Origin of the sequence: uncultured Enterovirga sp. (genome assembly GCF_964242715.1) — a bacterium.
In the GTDB taxonomy this organism is placed as follows: domain Bacteria; phylum Pseudomonadota; class Alphaproteobacteria; order Rhizobiales; family Beijerinckiaceae; genus Enterovirga.
Genome location: NZ_CAXTAZ010000012.1, coordinates 25,374 through 38,473, shown reverse-complemented (window position 1 = coordinate 38,473; position 13,100 = coordinate 25,374). Strand labels below are relative to the sequence as shown.

17 protein-coding genes are annotated in these 13,100 nt (G+C 68.1%); 9 read left to right on the top strand and 8 right to left on the bottom strand.

The features are described from left to right. Positions 1 to 52 precede the first annotated feature (52 nt). Entirely contained in the window at positions 53 to 838 is a 786-nt protein-coding gene (locus tag ACFE87_RS08485; RefSeq protein WP_375459194.1) for a DUF72 domain-containing protein, read from the bottom strand. 4 nt (positions 839 to 842) lie between these two features. Further along, entirely contained in the window at positions 843 to 1,013 is a 171-nt protein-coding gene (locus ACFE87_RS08480) for a YqaE/Pmp3 family membrane protein (protein ID WP_375459193.1), read from the bottom strand. A 117-nt stretch (positions 1,014 to 1,130) separates the two neighbouring features. Between ACFE87_RS08480 and ACFE87_RS08475 the strand changes: the two genes are divergently transcribed. Both ACFE87_RS08475 and ACFE87_RS08470 read left to right on the top strand, forming a co-directional pair. Further along, positions 1,131 to 1,916 carry a 3-hydroxybutyrate dehydrogenase gene (locus ACFE87_RS08475; protein WP_375459192.1) on the top strand — a complete coding sequence of 262 codons (786 nt, stop codon included), beginning with the start codon at positions 1,131 to 1,133 and terminating at the stop codon, positions 1,914 to 1,916. Beyond that, positions 1,913 to 2,968 carry a patatin-like phospholipase family protein gene (locus ACFE87_RS08470; protein ID WP_375459191.1) on the top strand — a complete coding sequence of 352 codons (1,056 nt, stop codon included), beginning with the start codon at positions 1,913 to 1,915 and terminating at the stop codon, positions 2,966 to 2,968. Before ACFE87_RS08475 ends, ACFE87_RS08470 begins: the two co-directional genes overlap by 4 nt. 3 nt (positions 2,969 to 2,971) lie before the next feature. On the opposite strand, the gene ACFE87_RS08465 is transcribed toward ACFE87_RS08470, so the two are convergent. From ACFE87_RS08465 to ACFE87_RS08445, 5 genes are all read right to left on the bottom strand, one after another. After that, complete coding sequence (locus tag ACFE87_RS08465) at positions 2,972 to 3,475, bottom strand: L,D-transpeptidase (RefSeq protein WP_375459248.1); 504 nt, start codon at positions 3,473 to 3,475, stop codon at positions 2,972 to 2,974. Positions 3,476 to 3,690: 215 nt separating this feature from the next. After that, on the bottom strand, positions 3,691 to 4,002 hold the full coding sequence (locus ACFE87_RS08460; RefSeq protein ID WP_375459190.1) for a DUF6356 family protein: 312 nt from the start codon (positions 4,000 to 4,002) through the stop codon (positions 3,691 to 3,693). Between the two features lie 90 nt (positions 4,003 to 4,092). Then, entirely contained in the window at positions 4,093 to 4,875 is a 783-nt protein-coding gene (locus tag ACFE87_RS08455; RefSeq protein WP_375459189.1) for a hydroxypyruvate isomerase family protein, read from the bottom strand. 130 nt (positions 4,876 to 5,005) lie between these two features. Continuing rightward, positions 5,006 to 5,554: a GNAT family N-acetyltransferase gene (locus ACFE87_RS08450; RefSeq protein WP_375459188.1), complete on the bottom strand. Its 549-nt coding sequence runs from the start codon at positions 5,552 to 5,554 to the stop codon at positions 5,006 to 5,008. Further along, positions 5,551 to 5,802, bottom strand: coding sequence for a DUF1778 domain-containing protein (locus ACFE87_RS08445; protein ID WP_375459187.1), 252 nt, complete (start codon positions 5,800 to 5,802; stop codon positions 5,551 to 5,553). Before ACFE87_RS08445 ends, ACFE87_RS08450 begins: the two co-directional genes overlap by 4 nt. A gap of 296 nt (positions 5,803 to 6,098) precedes the next feature. Here ACFE87_RS08445 and ACFE87_RS08440 point away from each other — a divergent pair, with 296 nt between their 5' ends. Then, positions 6,099 to 6,518, top strand: a complete 420-nt coding sequence (locus ACFE87_RS08440; protein ID WP_375459186.1) for a DoxX family protein — start codon at positions 6,099 to 6,101, stop codon at positions 6,516 to 6,518. A 6-nt stretch (positions 6,519 to 6,524) separates the two neighbouring features. On the opposite strand, the gene ACFE87_RS08435 is transcribed toward ACFE87_RS08440, so the two are convergent. Next, the gene (locus tag ACFE87_RS08435; protein ID WP_375459185.1) at positions 6,525 to 7,394 is read right to left on the bottom strand and encodes a sulfurtransferase; all 870 of its coding nucleotides are present in this window, start codon (positions 7,392 to 7,394) and stop codon (positions 6,525 to 6,527) included. A 214-nt stretch (positions 7,395 to 7,608) separates the two neighbouring features. On the opposite strand from ACFE87_RS08435, the gene ACFE87_RS08430 reads away from it, so the two are divergent. From ACFE87_RS08430 to ACFE87_RS08405, 6 genes are all read left to right on the top strand, one after another. Beyond that, positions 7,609 to 8,781, top strand: a complete 1,173-nt coding sequence (locus tag ACFE87_RS08430; protein ID WP_375459184.1) for a zinc-dependent alcohol dehydrogenase — start codon at positions 7,609 to 7,611, stop codon at positions 8,779 to 8,781. After that, positions 8,778 to 9,350 (top strand): cyclase dehydrase, encoded by a 573-nt coding sequence (locus ACFE87_RS08425; protein WP_375459183.1) that lies wholly within the window; start codon positions 8,778 to 8,780, stop codon positions 9,348 to 9,350. The genes ACFE87_RS08430 and ACFE87_RS08425 overlap by 4 nt, the downstream gene beginning before the upstream one ends. Positions 9,351 to 9,453: 103 nt before the next feature. Then, entirely contained in the window at positions 9,454 to 10,536 is a 1,083-nt protein-coding gene (locus tag ACFE87_RS08420) for a catalase family protein (protein WP_375459182.1), read from the top strand. Positions 10,537 to 10,656: 120 nt separating this feature from the next. Beyond that, positions 10,657 to 11,622 (top strand): tripartite tricarboxylate transporter substrate-binding protein, encoded by a 966-nt coding sequence (locus tag ACFE87_RS08415; protein ID WP_375459181.1) that lies wholly within the window; start codon positions 10,657 to 10,659, stop codon positions 11,620 to 11,622. Then, a complete protein-coding gene (locus ACFE87_RS08410) occupies positions 11,619 to 12,524 on the top strand; it encodes an amidohydrolase family protein (RefSeq protein WP_375459180.1) in 906 nt (301 codons plus the stop codon). Before ACFE87_RS08415 ends, ACFE87_RS08410 begins: the two co-directional genes overlap by 4 nt. After that, entirely contained in the window at positions 12,521 to 13,054 is a 534-nt protein-coding gene (locus ACFE87_RS08405; protein ID WP_375459179.1) for an isochorismatase family protein, read from the top strand. The genes ACFE87_RS08410 and ACFE87_RS08405 overlap by 4 nt, the downstream gene beginning before the upstream one ends. The last annotated feature ends 46 nt before the right edge of the window (positions 13,055 to 13,100 follow it).

Genomic DNA, 13,100 nt, shown 5'->3' with positions numbered 1-13,100 from the left:
CCTTTGCCCGACGGCTCTCAACCAGACGTGATCGAGGTCACGGCCTCCGGGCTCAGCCGAGGCGCTCGATGAGGGCGCAGGCGGCGGCAGGATTGAGCACCTTCTCGCCGGAGATGAAGAACAGGAAGACGTCGCGCCCTGCTGCCGTCGAACTCTCTCCTGCGAGGTGATCGAGCCCATACGGGCTCTGGCCGGCCTGCCAGCTCTTCGCCCTCGTCGCCCAGAGGTCGAGTTCGGCTGCGGGGTAGCCCAGAGGCTCGCCCTCACGCGAACGCTGGAGCCGCGCATAGACGAAGTCGGCGGTCGGGTCCGCGATCCCCGGATAGTCGTCGGAATCTGCGTAGACGATGGCAATCCCGTGCCGGCGCGCCATCTCGACGAATGCCGGATTCCGAAAGCTCTCGTGCCGGGCCTCGATCGCGTGCCGGATCCGCATTCCCTCGCGCTCATGGGGCAGGAGCGCCAGAAAGGCCGCCAGGTCGTCCGGGTCGAAACGCTTCGTCGGGGCGAGCTGCCAGTTGATCGGGCCGAGCTTGTCGCCGAGTTCGAGCAGTCCCGACGAGAGGAAATGCTCAATGCCGGGCCCGGCTTCGGCCAGGACCTTGCGGTTCGTGACGAAGCGGTGGCCCTTTAGGGCGAAGACGAAGCCGTCGGGCGTCTCCTCGGCCCATTTCCGGAAGCTTGCGGGCGTCTGCGTCCGGTAGAAGGTGCCGTTGATCTCGATCGCGGTCAGGCAGCGGCTCGCATGCGCAAGCTCCTTCGCGGCCGGCAGCCCCTTCGGGTAGAAGGCACCCCGCCAGGGTGCGAAAGTCCAGCCGCCGACGCCAACCCGGATCATCGCCTCAGGCCGGGGCCCGGCGGGCGATGATCCACACGGCGTGTATCATGCCAGGAAAATAGCCGAGCAGCGTGAGGAGGATGTTGAGCCAGAATTGAAGCCCGATGCCGACGGTGAAGAATACGCCCACGGGCGGCAGAAGGATCGCGAGCAGGATGCGGAGGATGCTGGCCATGAGGTCCGTCGAAGGGCAACGGCGGGCAACGATCGCACGCCGGATGAGGTTCCTCGCGTGGTGCTGGTGACATGCCGGCTTCCCCGGCTTAACCACCCCCGCATCGGAGATCGCGAGATGGCGCTGACGTCAAAATCCGCCTTGGTGACAGGTTCGACGAGCGGGATCGGGCTCGCCTATGCGCGCGCGCTCGCGAAGGAGGGCGCAAATGTCCTCATCAACGGGTTCGGCGATGCGGCCGCGATCGAATCCGAGCGCGCCCGGATCGAGAGCGAGTTCGGCGTGCGGGCGATCTATTCACCCGCGGACATGTCGAACCCGCGCGAGATCGCCGGCATGGTCGAGATCGCGGAGACGACCTTCGGATCGGTCGACATCCTGATCAACAATGCGGGTATCCAGCACGTGGCACCGGTGCAGGACTTCCCCGACGAGAAGTGGGACCAGATCCTCGCGATCAATCTCTCGGCCGCCTTCCACGCCATCAAGGCCGTCATTCCCGGGATGAAGCGGCGCGGCTGGGGCCGGATCGTCTCGACCGCCTCCGCCCATTCGCTCGTCGCCTCCCCGTTCAAGTCGGCCTATGTCTCGGCCAAGCACGGCCTCGTCGGGCTGACCAAGACCGTGGCGCTCGAAGTCGCGACCGACAAGATCACCGTGAATTGCATCTCGCCCGGCTATGTCTGGACGCCGCTGGTCGAGAAGCAGATCCCGGACACGATGAAGGCCCGCGGCATGTCGAAGGACCAGGTCATCAACGACGTCATGCTGACGGCGCAGCCGACGAAGGAGTTCGTTACGGTCGAGCAGGTCGCGGCGCTCGCCGTCTTTCTCTGCTCGGACGCGGCCTCCCAGATCACCGGCGCCAATCTCTCGATCGACGGCGGCTGGACGGCCGCGTGAGCGGGCGCGGCGGCGAGAACCGGGGCCCCTGCGGCCTCGCCGGACCGCGGGCCGAGAAGGCCGTCTCCCTCGCGCTGCAGGGCGGCGGCGCCCACGGCGCCTTTACCTGGGGCGTGCTGGACCGGCTGATCGAGGACGGGCGGCTCGCCTTCGAGGCGATCACGGGCGCCTCCGCCGGGTCGATGAACGCCGTCATCATGGTGGATGGCTGGCTGGAGGGCGGGCCCGACGGCGCCCGCATGCAGCTCGAGGCCTTCTGGCGCCATGTCAGCCTCGACGGCGGGCTCTCGGCCCCGCAGCGGCGCATCTTCGACGTCTTCCTGGACATGTGGTCGCCGATCGCCTCGAACGCGCTGTTCGACTTCTGGCGCGGCACGCTGTCGCCGACGAGCGCGAACCCGCTCGACATCAACCCGCTGCGCGACCTCGTCCGCGACCTCGTCGATTTCGACCGGCTGCGCGGCGCCCCCGTAAAACTGTTCGTCTCGGCGACGAATGTCTGGACCGGCAAGGCCCGCATCTTCGAGACGGCCGAACTCCGACCCGAGCATGTGATGGCCTCGGCCTGCCTGCCGACCATCTTCCGGGCGGTCGAGATCGACGGCGAGCCCTATTGGGATGGCGGCTATGTCGGCAACCCGGCCCTCTATCCCCTGTTCTACGGGACGGCCTGCGACGACGTCATCCTGGTGCAGATCAACCCGGTCGAACGCCGCACGACGCCGACCGAAATGCGCGAGATCCAGAACCGGCTGACGGAGGTCACCTTCAACGGCGGGCTGCTCGGCGAATTCCGAGTCATCGACCTCGTGACGCGGCTGATCGACGAGGGCAAGCTCGACCGGAGCGACTACAAGCGCGTCCTGATGCACCGGATCGACGGCGGCGAGGCGCTCGGCCGATACATGGCCTCCTCGCGGCTCCACGCCGATTTCGGCTTCTTCGAAACCTTGCGGGACCTCGGCCGGGCGAGCGCCACGGCTTGGCTCGAGGAGAATTACGCGGCGGTCGGCGAGCGGGCCACGCTCGACCTCAGGGCGGCGTATTCGTAACCCCTACCGCACGACGACAACCGGCGTTCCAACCGGCACGCGGGCGTAGAGGTCGACGATGTCCTGGTTGTACATCCGGATGCAGCCATACGACGCGTAGGTGCCGACCGAGTTCGGCCGGTTCGTGCCGTGAATGGCGTAATCGCCGCCGACGAGGGTCAGGGCGCGCGGACCCATCGGGTTCGAGGGCGATCCGCCCGGAATCACGGCCGGCAGGCTCGGATTGTCGCGCTTCACGTCGTCCGGCGGCGACCAGGCCGGCTCGACATATTTGCCGTCGACCGCCGACCAGCCGAACCATTGCTTGCCGGGCTTGCCGACCGCGACCGGATAGCGGATCGCGGTGCCGTCGCGCCCGACGAGATAGAGCCGCCGCTCGGTCGTCCGGATCACGATCGTCCCCGGCCGGGCGATGCCCTCCGGGAAGGTCACGAGTTCCCGGGCGCCGGCCTTTCCAGCCACCACGCAACCCATCACCACCGCGACGACCAGCGCGAGACGCTTCATCTGGGCGAGACCGATCCCGGTCGCCCGACCACTCTGTTTGAACACCATGCGCCCCGAGGCCCTTCTTGGCTGACCTTCGGGTGTGAACGTGACCGCGATCCCTATCGAAGAGGTTGGGGAAGATGGCTGACGAGGGGTGAATCGGGCGCTTTCGCGGCCGAGAAGAACCTCGCGGTGTCAGAGGGTTAAGCGTTAACCGACCGCAGATGCTGCCGTCAGATCACCGGGTCCCAGGCGAGCAGCGTGTCCGGCACCCGGGTCGAGGCCGAAACCCGCCCGGGAAACAGGTCCGGGCGATGCACCGGGCCCGCCTTGCAGGTCGCGCAGCGCTTCGTCATCCGGGCATAGAGCCCCTTCACGGTGTCGCTCGCCGTGGTGGTGCAGAGAAACGGCAGGAAGGCGTGGACCAGCGCTCCCAACGTCGCCCGGGCGAGCGGGCCGGCGAAGCTCAGCGCCGTGCGCATATGCTCGGGATAGGTCTCGCCCACCATCGCCGGGTGGTCCGTGAACATGGCTTTGAGATTCATGCGGCGGCCCCTGGATGCGCGATGATGACGTAGAATTTTCATCTACGGCTCGTCAAGAATGCGTTAAACATGCCAGCCGCGTTTGAACCCCTAGACCCTGCCGAACCAGCCCGGCACCCGCGCCATCCAGCCGAGCCCATCCTCGGTGCGGCCGGCCGGCCGGTATTCCGCCGCGACCGCCCCGTCATAGCCGGCGCGGTGCAGGGCCGCGAAGGCGGCGTCGAAGTCGATCGTCCCGGTGCCGGGCTCGTGGCGTCCTTCCGTATCGGCGAACTGGACATGGCCGATCCGCGGGCCGGCCGTCGCGATCGCGGCGACGAGGTCCGGCTCCGTCCGGGCCATGTGGTAGAGGTCGAATTGCAGCTTCACCCTCGGCTCGTCGAGCCCGTCGAGGAAGCTCAGCGCCTTGCCGAGGCTGTTCAGCCACATACCGGGAACGTCCCAGGGGTTGATCGCCTCCGTCACGACCGCGACGCCGATCCCGCCCATCCGCTCGGCCGCGAGCCGCAGGTTGTCGCCGAGCACCGCATCCGTGGTCGCGGCATCCTGGCCAGGCGGCGGCGGGCCGGGCAGCACATTCAGCTTGGACACCCGAAGCGCCTCGGCGAAGCGCATGGCCTCGTCCAGCCCCTGCCGGAACTCGGCCCGCAAGGCGGCGTCGGTCGCCCGCCCGTTGCTGCCGCGCGGGTCCGACGCCGGCGCATTGATGAGCACGACCGGCCGATCGGCGGACGCCCGCCGCAGCTCCGCCGGGTCGAACTCGTAGGGAAACTGGATCTCGACACCCTCGAACCCGGCCCGGGCCGCGGCCCCGAACCGCTCGGGCACCGGAAGCTCGGTGAACATCATGGTCAGGTTGGCGACGAGTTGCATGGGAGGCTCTGCGCGTTTTTGGTGTCGTCGTTCGATACGCCCTGCCGATTGGTCCGGCGAGGGCGAAATGGACTGACGCCGTAGATCGATCGGAAGCTGGATACGGGCGCTCCCCGCATCGACCGTAAGATCAAGCCGGTCTTATCGCCGCCGCTGCGATCGCCGCCCGGACCTGGCGTATGCCGATGACCATGCGGGGGGCACGACCTGGAAGGTCGACGAAACCGAGCCGTCGATAGAGAGCGCCGGCTCGTTCGTTGAGGGCGTCCAGCACGATGAAGGCCGCGCCGATCTCGTCGGCCACGCGCGCGCAGCGACGCATCGCATCCGCCATCAGGACGCTGCCCACGCCGCCGCCTTGAAAGGCATCGTGCACACCGACCACGGACAGATAGATCGCCGGCACCAGGGGGTAGCGCGGCAGCTTCTTTCGCATGCCCTCCGGCAACGTGCCGAGATCGATCGCGTGCGCATTGACGGCGTAGAAGCCGACGATGTCTGGAGTCTCGTCGAGGCGGGCCACGTAGACGCGGGTTGTCTCGAGGTCCTGGAGACCAGCGGCGACGGTGCGAAGATAGGTGTCGACCTGGGCGACACCACACGAGAAGGCCGCCCGATCGTGTCTCTTGCGATCGAGCGGCTCAATTCTGAGGCGCGCAAGCAGGGCGGCGTCGATCATGAAGCCTTCGACACCTTCGGGTGAAGGCGCATCAGCTCAACCAACTCGGGAGCGGGCTCCATCGCGTCGAAGGCGGCCATGAAGGCATGGTGATCCAACGGGGTCAAGACGGTCAGCTCGTAATCCCGCAAGGTCTCACGCGCCGCGCGGCATGCCGCTGCAACCGTGAATTCGGAGGCCGTGAGGCCAAGAGCCCGCGCACCTCGCTCGATGAGGGCCTTCGCCTCTACCGTCGTGCGCTGCTCCATGCGGGCGCTCCGGGTTGCAGGGGTCTCGGTCTGACTTGTGTCGAGAGTGGACGAGCGCATGTCATCAACCTATGGCCAGCAGGGATTTCAACACGCGGATTATCGTGCGTCCCTTGAATGTACGGCACTTGCCGTACAAGTCCACCCCAATACGCGCCATTCACCGGGGTCGCTGGGGTGCCCACCCCGCCGTCCCCCGCCTCGCCCTGAACCCTCCATCAGGCTACAAGGCCTGCGGGAATTGCGCTCGTTCCGAGCGTCTGCCTCGAAGAACGATCGAACGGAGACATCACACAGTGACACCGGCCGAAATCGGGAGCGTCTGGGCGCCCCGCCTGCTCAGCGTGCTGAGGATCATGGCTGCCCTTCTGTTCATGCAGCATGGCACGCAGAAACTGCTCGGCTTCCCGAACATGCCGGCGAACGGGCAGCCGGCGATGGGGACGCTTCTCTGGTTCGGAGGTGTCATCGAGCTCGTCGGGGGAGCCCTCATCGCGATCGGCTTCTTCACCCGCCCGGCCGCCTTCATCGCCTCCGGCATGGCCGCGGTCGCCTACTTCCTGTTTCACGCCGGCCGGGGCTTTTTCCCGGTGATGAACGGCGGAGAGCTCGCCGCCCTCTACTGCTTCGTCTTCCTCTATATCGCGGCCGCGGGACCCGGGCCATGGAGCGTGGACGCCACGATGAGCCGCAACCGCGCCAGCCGCTGGACCTGAGCGGCCTCAGCCTCGTTCGGCCGGCCCGGTCTCGACCGGGCGGGCCGGATCGTGGGTCCATTCCGACAGCGAGCCGTCGTAGAGCCTGACATCCGGCTGGCCGAGGATTTCGGACAGGACGAACCAGTTGGTCGCCGCCTGCTGGCCCGTGTTGCAATAGGGGATCACGGGCCGGCCGGGCGCGGCCCCGAACAGCTGTTCGAGTTCGGCCCTGGGCTTCAGCCGGTTCCGGGCCGTGTCGTAGGCGCGCGCCCCCTCCAGATGGAGCGAACCCGGGATGCGGCCGGGCCGGGCGGCCTGTTTCGATTGCTCGAGCCCCTCGAAGGAGGCCTGGTTGCGGGTGTCGACCAGGATGGCCGATCCATCGGTCATGGCCTGCTCGACGTCCGGCGCCAGCGCCCGGAGCGAGGGGTCGAAGGCGACCGGATAGTCCGGCGCCGTGCGGGGCTCGCCGGGCGCGGTCTCGACCGGGAGGCCGGAGGCGGCCCAGGCCGCATAGCCACCGTCGAGCAGCGAAAGGTGGTGATGCCCGGCGGCCTTCAAGGTCCAGTAGACGCGGGAGGCCGCCGCGAAATCCCCGGCCGAGACGCCGGCCGGGATCACGACCACGTCGCTCGCCGGCACGATCCCGAGCCGGCCGAACAACGCGCCGAGCGCATCGGCCTCCGGCAGCATGCCGGCCCCGCCATTCCGGGATGCGCGCCAACCCCCGGTCACGTAGTCGGTATGGACCGCGCCCGGGATGTGGCCCGCATCATAGGCCGCACGTCCGCCGCCATCGACGGCCGACCGGATGTCCAGCAGCACGAGATCGGGCGCCCCCAGCTTCGCGGCCAGCTCTTGCGGATCGATCAGCGCGCTCGAAATTCCGGGCAAGATCCTCTCCTCATCCGACGCGGCAGGTCGGGCACGTCAGCGGCTTCGGCCATACACCATTCCGCTCCGGTCCGGGACAACGAGATCATGTCCGGACCGCTCGTCCGGTCGGAAGGAAGAATGTCCGAATCCGGACGACCTTGGGCCGGGGCGAACGAAGCCAGGGTGCCGAGATTGTCGAACAAGGCATTCACCGCTTCTTTGAGGAACACGCATGAAGGCGCTTGTCTGGCACGGGACGACGGACGTCCGCTGCGACTCGGTGCCGGATCCGGAGATCGAGGACGGCCGCGACGCCATCATCAAGGTGACGAGCTGCGCCATCTGCGGCTCGGACCTGCATCTCTACGACCATTTCATGCCGGGCATGAAATCGGGCGACATTCTCGGCCACGAGACCATGGGCGAGGTGGTCGAGGTCGGCCGGGACAACAAGGCCCTGAAGGTCGGCGACCGGATCGTCGTCCCCTTCACGATCACCTGCGGCCAGTGCGAGCAATGTCGGCGCGGTAATTTCTCCGTGTGCGAGCGCACGAACCGCAACAAGACCCTCGGCGACGCCGCCTTCGGTCACACGACGGCGGGCCTCTTCGGCTACACGCACCTGACCGGGGGCTATTCGGGCGGACAAGCGGAGTATCTGCGGGTTCCGTTCGCGGACTCGACCCATATCAAGGTGCCGGACGGCATCTCGGACGAAAAACTGCTCTTCCTCTCCGACATCCTTCCGACCGGGTGGCAGGGCGCCGTGCAATGCGACATCCAGCCGACCGACACGGTCGTCGTCTGGGGCTGCGGCCCGGTCGGCCAGATGGCGATCCGGTCCGCCATCCTGCTCGGCGCGAAGCGCGTCATCGCCATCGACCGCGTGCCCGAGCGCCTGTCCATGGCCGAGGCGGGCGGCGCCGAGGTGCTGGATTACCACGAGGAATCGAACATCGTCGGCCGCCTGAACGACATGACGGACGGCAAGGGCCCGGAAAAGTGCATCGACGCGGTCGGGCTCGAAGCTCACGCGACCGGCGCCATCGACGCGATCTACGACCGGGCCGAACAGGCCATGCTGATGGCGACCGACCGCATCCACGTGCTCCGGCAGATGATCATGGTCTGCCGGCCGGCGGGCGTGCTGTCGGTCCCGGGCGTCTATGGCGGCATCGCCGACAAATTCCCGATCGGCGCCCTCATGAACAAGGGCCTCACCGTCCGGACCGGCCAGACCCACGTCAAACGCTGGTCCGACGACCTGCTGCGTCGGATCGAGCAGGGGCAGCTCGACCCGTCCTTCGTCATCACCCACACCGTCGGGCTGGAGGACGGCCCGGAAATGTACCGCACCTTCCGCGACAAGCAGGACGGCTGCATCAAGGTGGTGATCAAGCCATGAGCCACAAACCCTCCACCCTGCCGACCCGTGGCCCGAGCGGCCGCGGCGCGCATTCCGGCTCCGAGACCCTCGCCAAGGGCCTCGGCTGGTTCTCGATCGGCCTCGGCCTGGCCGAGCTCATCGCGCCCCGCGCAATCTGCCGGACGCTCGGCATGGACGGGCAGGAGAACCTCGTCCGGGCCTATGGCGTCCGCGAACTCGCGACGGGCGTCGCGATCCTGATGAGCCACGACCCGACGCCCTGGATCTATGGTCGCATCGGCGGCGACGCGCTCGACCTCGCGACGCTCGGCGCCAACTTCCAGGGCGACAATCCCGAGAAGGACAACCTGACCATCGCAACGGTCGCAGTCGCCGGCATCACGTTGCTCGACATCGCCTGCGTCCACGGGCTGACCTCGGACAAGCGGCTGTCGAGCCCGGGCGAGTTCGATTACGGCGACCGGAGCGGCTTCCCGCTGCCCCCGCGCGCCATGCGGGGCGCGGCCTCGGATCTCGACATGCCGGCCGATTTCAGGATCCCCGAGACGCTGCGGCCCTGGCAGGACGGACGACCGGCCACGGGTTGACGCGCAGAGGCGCTACAGGCCGGCCGGCGCTGAAGGGCGGACGGTCTTCTCCTGCCGGCCGTCGCGGCCACGGTTGCGCGCCCGCGGCTCATTTGGATGTGACATGACCTACCTGCACTACTCGGCCTCCGTCGAAACGATCGACCCGGACGAGGACGAGACCTTCCGCAAGATCATCGACGTGATGGCCGGCGGCGGTCGGATCACGCGGGAACGTTACGGACAGTCGGTCCGAACCTCCCATGCCAAGACCCATGGGCTGCTCAAGGGGGAGTTGCGCGTCCTGGACGGGCTGCCGCCGGAACTTCGCCAGGGGCTGTTTGCGGAGCCCAAGGCCTATCCAGTCATTGTCCGGCTCGCCCATGTTCCCGGCGAACTCCTGGACGATCGGCGCGTCTCTACGCCGCGCGGCATGGCGATCAAAGTCCTCGGCGTCGAGGGCCCGAAGCTGCCCGCCCACCAGGGCCAGGTCACACACGATTTCGTGCTTGATACCGGTAAGGTGTTCAATGCCCCGACGGCCAAGGTCTTCCTCGGCGCGATCACGGCGACGGAGGTCGCAACACCGATGCCGGAGGGCGTGAAGGGCGCGGTCTCGATGGCGTCTCGCGCCACCAACGCGGTCCTGAACGCCGTCGGGCTGAATAGCGCGAACCTGGACTTCTACGGCCACCCGTTCAATCACCCGCTGACCGAGAGCTACTTCACGCAATGCGCGGTCCGCTACGGCGACTACGTCGCCAAGATCGGCTTCTTCCCGGTCACCTATGCCGGTGACGCCCTCGTCCAGCCATTCGAGCCAAAGGACGAGAACGGTCTTCGCACGACGGTCGTCGAGGCGTTCCGGGTCCGGGGGACGGAATTCGAGGTACGGGTCCAGCTCTGCACCGATCTCGACAGGATGCCGGTCGAGAATGCATCGACCGAGTGGCCCGAAGACGAGAGCCCCTACCTCCCCGTCGCAAGGCTGACCCTCCCGCCCCAGGATGCGTTTACCGCCGCCCGGCAATCCTTCGTCGACGAGGACCTGCTGTTCTGCCCGGCGCACGCGCTCGCGGCCCACCGTCCGCTAGGTTCGATAATGCGGGCTAGAATGAAGGCCTACGAGGCGCTGGGGACCGCACGAATTAGAGAGAACGGCCGAACGCGGCGGGAGCCGCGTAGCATCGAGGAGATGCCGGCCTAGTCCGACATTCACATCGTCTGCGGGCACCCGGCCCTTGGTCGCCCGGCGGATCGATGCGAGAGAGTGCCGGCCGCCCGTATCGGGCTGACGAGCCCGCCCGAGACGGGCCGGAGGACACGCATGATCCGCGCATTGATCGCAGCCGCCCTGGCCTGCGTGCCGCTCGCCGCGGCGGGCCAGGACTTTCCGACCCGCCCCATCACCATGATCGTCGTCTTCGCCCCGGGTGGCCCGACCGACGTGATGGCCCGCATCGCGGCAGACCATATGGGCCGGACGCTCGGACAGCGCGTGGTCATCGAGAACGTGGCGGGCGCCGGCGGAACGACCGGGGGCGCCCGCGGCGCCCGGGCCGAGCCCGACGGCTACACGCTCACGGTCGGCAGCCTCGGCAGCCACGGCGCCGCGGCCGCGCTCTACAAGACCATTGCCTACGATGCGCGAGAGCTCGAGCCGGTCGGCCTGATCGCCGGCACGCCGGGCTATGTCGCGGTCCGGAAGGATTTTCCGGCGAAGAGCCTGGCCGAGTTCATCGCCTATGCCAAGGCCAATCCCGGCAAGGTCACGAGCGGCCATGCCGGGATCGGCTCGACGCCTCATCTCGCCTGTCTCTACTTCACCCACCTGACCGGCCTGAACCTCGTCTCGACGCCCTATCGCGGCTCCGGCCCGGCGATGAACGACCTCGTCGCCGGCCAGATCGACCAAGTCTGCGACCTCGCCCCGACCGTCGTGCCGCAGATCCAGGCCGGCACCATCCGGGGCCTCGTCATCGCCCAGCCCGAGCGGGCGAGCGTGACGCCGGACGTCGCCACCGCCGCCGAATCCGGGCTGCCGGATTACGTCTTCACCGGCTGGAACGCGATCTTCGCCCCGAAGGGAACGCCGAAGCCGGTGATCGACAAGCTCTCCGGCGCCCTGAAGGCCGCGCTCGCCGACGAGACGGTCCGCAAGCGCATCTCCGATCTCGGCTCGATCCCGCCTGGGCCGGCCGAGCAGTCTCCCGACGCTCTGCGGAAGCTCGTGGCGAGCGACGTGGAGAAATGGGGCCAGGTGGTTCGCGAGGCCGGGATTGCCCCGCAATGACGGTGGCGCTCCTCGGGCTGAAGCCTTGCCCGCCGGCCGACCCTCATCCTCGCCGGCCGACGATCGCGATCCCGCCGGGCGCCTGCGACTGCCACGTCCACGTCTTCGACGGCGCGCGCCATCCCTACAGCGCCATGCGGGGCTACACGCCGCCGGACGCCACGCTCGCATCGCTGATCCACCTTCACGAGACGCTGGGTTTCAGCCGGGCCGTGCTGACCCAGGCGAGCGTGCATGGCACCGACAACAGCGCCGTCCTGGAAGGCGCCGCCTCGGATCCCGCCCGGCTTCGCGCCGTGGTAGCGGTCGGGCCGGAGGTGACCGATGCCGAGCTTCGCCGCATGCACGAGGCGGGCGCGCGCGGCATCCGGGTCAACCTCGTCGACCCGGGCGGCATGCCCTTTGCCGACACGGCCGACATCGTCCGGATGGCAGCCCGGATCGCGGATTTCGGCTGGCATGTCGAGTTCCTGGTCCATGTCGATGGGGCCGAGGATTTCGTCCCGCTTTGCCGCTCCCTTCCCGTCGACGTGGTCGTCGGCCATCTCGGCTACATGCCGACCTCGCGCAGCCCGGACGACCCGGGCTACCGGGCCTTCCTCGGGCTCGTCGAGGATGGCCGATGCTGGGTCAAACTCACCGGGCCCTATCGGATCTCGTCGGACCCGAGCCTCCCCTACGCCGACGTCGCGCCCTTCGCGCAAAGGCTCGTCGCGCTCCGGCCCGATCGCCTCCTCTGGGGCTCGGACTGGCCGCATGTGATGTGCCGAGGGCCGATGCCGAATGACGGCGCCCTCGTCGATCTGCTGGCGGAGTGGATTCCGGATTCCGCCACCCGCGACCGCATCCTGGTCGAGAACCCGGCCCGGCTTTACGGCTTCCCGGCCGGGATCGGCCGATGATACCGGCCCCTCCGCCGAGCCTGCTTCTCGTGATCGACTTCCAGTCGCGCCTGATGCCCTCGATCGCGGAGGGCGCGGAGGCGGTCGCCCATGCGAGACGGCTCCTCGATATCGCCGCCCTGCTCGATGTCCCGGTCGTCTACACGGAGGAGAACCCGGCGGGGCTCGGCCGCACGGTCGCGGACCTTGCGCCGGCGCCGTCCGCGCGCGTGCTCTCGAAGATGTATTTCGACGCCTGGCGCGAGCCGGACGTCCGGGCCGCCATCCCGGACGGGATGGAGATCGTGGTCGTAGGCTGCGAGGCGCATGTCTGCGTGCTGCAGACCGTGCTCGGGCTCAGGTCGTCCGGCCGGAGCGTCAAGGTCGTGCGCGACGCCATCGGATCGCGCCGGATCGAGAGCCGGGATGCGGCGATCGCCCGGATGGATCGGCACGGCGCCGAGATCGTCACAGCCGAAATGGTGGCCTTCGAGTGGCTTGTGACGGCCGAACACCCGCGCTTCAAGGACGTGATCGCGCTCGTCAAGTAGGTTAACCAGCAACACTCGGGCGGGTGCTCCATTTTCGCCTTGTTCC

Bases quoted from the DNA above. Each gene is read 5' to 3' on its own strand.
- ACFE87_RS08485 (WP_375459194.1), bottom strand. From the start codon at position 838: ATGATCCGGGTTGGCGTCGGCGGCTGGACTTTCGCACCCTGGCGGGGT.
- ACFE87_RS08480 (WP_375459193.1), bottom strand. From the start codon at position 1,013: ATGGCCAGCATCCTCCGCATCCTGCTCGCGATCCTTCTGCCGCCCGTG.
- ACFE87_RS08475 (WP_375459192.1), top strand. From the start codon at position 1,131: ATGGCGCTGACGTCAAAATCCGCCTTGGTGACAGGTTCGACGAGCGGG.
- ACFE87_RS08465 (WP_375459248.1), bottom strand. From the start codon at position 3,475: ATGAAGCGTCTCGCGCTGGTCGTCGCGGTGGTGATGGGTTGCGTGGTG.
- ACFE87_RS08460 (WP_375459190.1), bottom strand. From the start codon at position 4,002: ATGAATCTCAAAGCCATGTTCACGGACCACCCGGCGATGGTGGGCGAG.
- ACFE87_RS08455 (WP_375459189.1), bottom strand. From the start codon at position 4,875: ATGCAACTCGTCGCCAACCTGACCATGATGTTCACCGAGCTTCCGGTG.
- ACFE87_RS08450 (WP_375459188.1), bottom strand. From the start codon at position 5,554: ATGATCGACGCCGCCCTGCTTGCGCGCCTCAGAATTGAGCCGCTCGAT.
- ACFE87_RS08445 (WP_375459187.1), bottom strand. From the start codon at position 5,802: ATGGAGCAGCGCACGACGGTAGAGGCGAAGGCCCTCATCGAGCGAGGT.
- ACFE87_RS08430 (WP_375459184.1), top strand. From the start codon at position 7,609: ATGAAGGCGCTTGTCTGGCACGGGACGACGGACGTCCGCTGCGACTCG.
- ACFE87_RS08425 (WP_375459183.1), top strand. From the start codon at position 8,778: ATGAGCCACAAACCCTCCACCCTGCCGACCCGTGGCCCGAGCGGCCGC.
- ACFE87_RS08420 (WP_375459182.1), top strand. From the start codon at position 9,454: ATGACCTACCTGCACTACTCGGCCTCCGTCGAAACGATCGACCCGGAC.
- ACFE87_RS08415 (WP_375459181.1), top strand. From the start codon at position 10,657: ATGATCCGCGCATTGATCGCAGCCGCCCTGGCCTGCGTGCCGCTCGCC.
- ACFE87_RS08410 (WP_375459180.1), top strand. From the start codon at position 11,619: ATGACGGTGGCGCTCCTCGGGCTGAAGCCTTGCCCGCCGGCCGACCCT.
- ACFE87_RS08405 (WP_375459179.1), top strand. From the start codon at position 12,521: ATGATACCGGCCCCTCCGCCGAGCCTGCTTCTCGTGATCGACTTCCAG.